The sequence below is a fragment of the Caulobacter sp. B11 genome, from assembly GCF_002737765.1.
Lineage (GTDB): Bacteria > Pseudomonadota > Alphaproteobacteria > Caulobacterales > Caulobacteraceae > Caulobacter.
The window spans coordinates 1-2,925 of sequence record NZ_PEGG01000291.1 but is presented as its reverse complement, the minus strand read 5'-3'; the positions used below and the strand labels follow the sequence as shown (position 1 = coordinate 2,925).

Below are 2,925 nucleotides of genomic sequence, written 5' to 3'. Positions count from 1 at the left end.
CAGAAGCTCGGGATCGTCCAGGGCCTCGGCCGGGGCCGACCAGTAGGCCATGGGCTTGCCTTCGCCGAACGGGTCGAAGGCCTGAGAGCCCGCCGCCTCGAACGCGGTCTTCAGGGCGTCGTCGCCCTTGAGGTACAGGATGTCATTGTCGAGCAAGGCGAAGAACAGGCCCTCGGCATAGAGGCCGACTCCGCCGAACATCTTGCGCGAGGTGAGTCGGCCGCAGGGCGCGAGCTGCTCGAGTACGAAGTCCAGAAATTGCGCGGAGACCGCCATGTCGCTCACCATTCGTCCGGCCACACCGGCCGACACATCCCTGATCTATCAGTTCATTCGCGATCTGGCCGCCTATGAAAAGCTTTTGGACGCGGTGGAGGCCACCCGGACGATGTCGCCGCCGCCCTGTTCGGACCGACCCCCCGGGCCTTTTGCGATATCGCCGAGCTGAACGGCGAGCCCGTCGGCTTCGCCCTGTGGTTCTACAACTTCTCCACCTTTGTCGGCCGCCACGGCCTTTGGCTGGAGGACCTGTTCGTGCGGCCGCAGGCGCGGGGCGTGGGGCGGGCAAGGCCCTGCTGGCCGGTCTGGCCCGGCGATGCCTGGACGAGAATCTGGGCCGGCTGGAATGGTCGGTGCTGGACTGGAACGCCCCGTCGATCGCCTTCTATGACAGCCTCGGCGCGGCGACCCTGGATGACTGGACCACTCGGCGGATGAGCGGCGAGGCCCTGTCCAGGCTGGCGGCGGGCTGACCGCGGCCGGGCGATTCAGTCGAGGCGGTCGGCCTTGCGCAGCTCCGGGAACAGCCAGGCCCACAGGCCTGTCACCCCCAGGGCGCCGAGCCCGCCGAACACCGCCGCCCCGACCGGTCCGAGGAAGCGGGCGACCACCCCGCTCTCGGCCTCGCCCAGTTCATTGGAGGCGCTGATGAACACGCCCGAGACGGCGGCGACGCGGCCGCGCATGGCGTCGGGAGTGACGATCTGCACCAGGGTCTGGCGGACATAGACGCTGAGCATGTCCGCCCCGCCCAGCAGGATCAGAGCCCCCACCGAGAGCCAGACCAGCTGCGAGAGGCCAAACACCACGGTCGCGGCCCCGAACACCGCCACGCCGGCGAACATGATCCGCCCCGAATGGCGGCGGATCGGATTGGCGGCCAGGTAGAGGGCCACCAGGCTGGCCCCGATGGCCGGCGAGGCGCGCAGCAGGCCAAAGCCCCCCGGCCCGATGTGCAGCACGTCCTTGGCGAACACCGGCAGCAGGGCCGTCGCCCCGCCGAGGATCACGGCGAACAGGTCCAGCGAGATCGAGCCGAAGACGATCTTGTTGTTCCAGACATAGGCCAACCCCTCGCGGATCAGCTCCAGCCGCGAGCCGGGCTGGGTGTCGGGCTTGGTGGCGTGGCGGATGTTCAGGGTCATGATCGCCGCGGTCAGATAGAGGCCCAGCGACGCGCCGAACGCCGCCTGGGGCGAATGGATCAGCAGCAGGCCGCCGATGGCCGGGCCGATGATCGAGCCGCTCTGCCAGGCCAGGGAGTTCCAGGCGATGGCGCGCGGCAGAAGGGCGCGCGGCACCAGCATCGGCCCCATGGCCCGCTGGCCGGCGACAGGAAGGCGCGGCTGGCCCGAACATCACCGAGACCGCGAAGATCGGCCACAGGTCGGTCGAGCCCCTCAGGGCCAGGACCAGCAGGACGCTGGCGCTGATCGCGTCGACGGCCAGGCTTGCGGCGACGATCAGCTTGCGGGTCCGGCGGTCGGCGGTCTCGCCGGCGATCAGGGTCAGGGCCAGCAGCGGCAGAAACTGGGCCAGGCCGATCATGCTGACCATGAAGGCCGACTCGCCGACTGACCGTGTCAGGCGGGCGATGGCGTAGACCTGCCAGCCCAGGGCCACCGACTGCACCTGCACGCCCAGGGTGGACACGAAGCGCGCGCCCCAGAACAGGACGAAATCCCGCTGGCGCAACAGGGCGCGCGAGGGGGTGTCGAGGGGAGGCGCGTCGGGCGCGGCGGGGAGGTCGGACATGGAGGCGGACCATGTCGCGCGGCCAGGGGCTCGGCAATCCCCTTGTCGCGCCCGGCGGCGGAAACCATTGACGGCCCGGCGCTTGGGCCCTATCTGGCGCCCCTCTGCACGAAAGGACGGCTCGCCGATGCGACGCCAGCGACGAACCTGCGCCGCGCGGACCGGAGTCCGCGACTAAAGCGCCCTGGAGCCGGCGGCTGTCATGGCCGTGACGCGATCCGGGGCGATGACCCTCTTCGTGTCCGGATACCCGCAGTTCATGAGCCTTTCGATCGCCGTCCAGCCCGACCCGCCCCGGGTCGTTCCCGAACTTCCCACCATGCCGAGGCCGTCCTGGCCCTGGTCGACCGCGCCTTCGGGCCCGGCCGCCTGGCCAAGTCGTCCGAGCGGCTGCGCGAGGGCAATCGCAAGCTCGACGACTGCTGCTTCGTGGCCCTGCGCGGCGACGCGGTGGTCGGCAGCGTGCGCCTGTGGCCGGTGACCGTGGGCGGGTTCCTCTGGCCTCCTTTTCCCGCTGGCCGCTGGTCGAAGGCGGGACAGCGCAGGAGGGCCTGGACAGGCCCTGGTCGAGCCGCCTGCGCCGCCCGCCGCCGCCGGCTGGCGCGCGGTGCTGCTGGTCGGCGACGCGCCCTATTTCGCCCGGATCGGCTTTTCGCCGGTCCCGCCGCCAGGCGATCATGCCTTGGCCCGGCCGATCAGCGCCGGGTTCCTGGTCAAGGCCCTGGTCCCTGGCGGCGACGAAGGCTTGGTCGGTCCGATCGCCATCGCTTGAGCCGGCGGCCCTCATGCCCTACCTGAAGGGCATGACTGACACTTCCGCCCAGCCCGGCCTCGAGGGTGTCGCCGCCCCCGCCCCGGGCGGCGGGCGAACGCGGCCTGCCGCCGGTGCAT

The 2,925-nt window shown here is 70.9% G+C and carries 2 protein-coding genes and 2 pseudogenes; 2 read left to right on the top strand and 2 right to left on the bottom strand.

Annotation, left to right across the window (positions count from 1 at the left end):
* A partial coding sequence (locus CSW58_RS11325) for a TfoX/Sxy family protein (protein WP_099447359.1) occupies positions 1 to 276 on the bottom strand: 276 nt, incomplete at its 3' end.
* On the opposite strand from CSW58_RS11325, the pseudogene CSW58_RS11320 reads away from it, so the two are divergent.
* Positions 275 to 752: pseudogene (locus CSW58_RS11320) on the top strand (N-acetyltransferase family protein). The gene CSW58_RS11325 and the pseudogene CSW58_RS11320 sit on opposite strands and share 2 nt — an antisense overlap.
* Positions 753 to 767: 15 nt before the next feature.
* On the opposite strand, the pseudogene CSW58_RS11315 reads toward CSW58_RS11320, so the two are convergent.
* Positions 768 to 2,034 (bottom strand): annotated as a pseudogene (locus tag CSW58_RS11315) (MFS transporter).
* A 607-nt stretch (positions 2,035 to 2,641) separates the two neighbouring features.
* Between CSW58_RS11315 and CSW58_RS15345 the strand changes: the two are divergent.
* Positions 2,642 to 2,806, top strand: a complete 165-nt coding sequence (locus tag CSW58_RS15345; protein ID WP_236627790.1) for a hypothetical protein — start codon at positions 2,642 to 2,644, stop codon at positions 2,804 to 2,806.
* Positions 2,807 to 2,925: the final 119 nt, after the last annotated feature.